Here is a 1370-nt window from a genome sequence, read left to right as displayed (position 1 = left end):
CAGCGCTCGGCCAGGGCCGCCCAGTAGGCGGCGCCGCGCACCAGGATGGCGTCGTTGAAGTCGTAGGCCGGGTTGTGCACCATCGCTCCCGGCCCGTTGCCGATGAACAGGTAGCTGCCGGGGCAGCGCTGGAGCATCCAGCCGAAGTCCTCGCTGCCCATCACCGTGGGCGCTTCGCGCACCTGCTCGGCGCCCACCAGCTCGACCGCAACCTCGCGGGCGAAGGCGGTTTCCCCGGGCGTGTTGGCCAGCACCGGGTAGGCCGGGCGGTGCTCGATGCTGGCCGTGCAGCCGTAGCTCTGCGCCTGCGCGTGGATGATCGCCATGACCCGCTCCAGCACCTGCTCGCGCACCTTGGCGTCGAGCGCGCGCAGGCTCAGGCGCAGCAGCGCCTGCTGCGGAATCACGTTGGCCGCCTCGCCGGCCTGCAGCGCGCCGACGGTGACCACCGCCGCCTGCTGCGGGTCGACGTTGCGCCCCACCACCGTCTGCAGGGCCATCACCACGCTGGACGCGGCCACCAGCGGGTCGACGCTCAGGTGCGGCATCGAGCCGTGCCCGCCGACGCCTTCGATGCGCACCTCCAGCAAATCCTGCGAGGCCATCATCGGCCCGCTGCGCAAGCACAGGTGGCCGGCTTCCAGGCCCGGCATGTTGTGCATGCCGAACAGCGCGTCGCAGGGGAAGCGTTGCAGCAGGTCGTCCTCCAGCATGGCCAGGGCGCCGCCCTGGCCTTCCTCGGCGGGCTGGAAGATCAGCGTCAGGGTGCCGGCGAAGCGCCGGGTGGCGGCCAGGTAGCGCGCCGCGCCGAGCAGCATCACGGTATGCCCGTCGTGGCCGCAGGCGTGCATGCGCCCGTGGTGGCAACTGCTGTAGGCCAGGCCGGTGGCTTCCTCGATGGGCAGCGCGTCCATGTCCGCGCGCAGGCCCAGGCGTTTGTCCGAGGCGCCGTGGCGCAGCACGCCGACCACGCCGGTGCGGCCGACGCCACGGTGCACCTCGTAGCCCCACTGGCTGAGCAGCTCGGCCACCAGGTCGGCGGTGCGGCGTTCTTCGAAGCCCAGCTCGGGGTGGGCGTGGATGTCCTGGCGCAGCGCCTTGAGGTCGGCGGCGGCGTCTTCGAGCCAAGCGAGGATGGAGTCGTGGAGGGACATGCGGGGGCTCTCCGGGGTAGCCGGACTGTGGTCCGGTCTTGTTGGTGGTGCCGGCGGCGGCGCCGCCGGGTGGCTGGGCACCAGCAAAGCGCGGGCGGGTTCGGTTGGGCAATGCGCGGTGGTTCCACAGGGTGGAACCAGGTCGTGGTTCAGAAGTGGTAGTAGACGCCTATGGCCACGCTGGACGGGTCGTCGCCGGCCTGCTCGACGGGAATG

Annotated in this window: 1 protein-coding gene; it reads right to left on the bottom strand. The window is 71.8% G+C overall.

Features of this window, described 5'->3' with window-relative positions; all coding sequences use genetic code 11:
- Positions 1-1154 (bottom strand): M20 aminoacylase family protein (locus P3W75_RS07835; RefSeq protein WP_276226800.1); only part of this gene is annotated, 1154 nt, incomplete at its 3' end.
- Between the last annotated feature and the right edge of the window lie 216 nt (positions 1155-1370).

The organism is Pseudomonas citronellolis, assembly GCF_029335315.1.
GTDB lineage: Bacteria > Pseudomonadota > Gammaproteobacteria > Pseudomonadales > Pseudomonadaceae > Pseudomonas > Pseudomonas citronellolis_A.
Note: the sequence above shows the minus strand (reverse complement) of the source record. Positions and strands in the feature narration are given on the sequence as shown.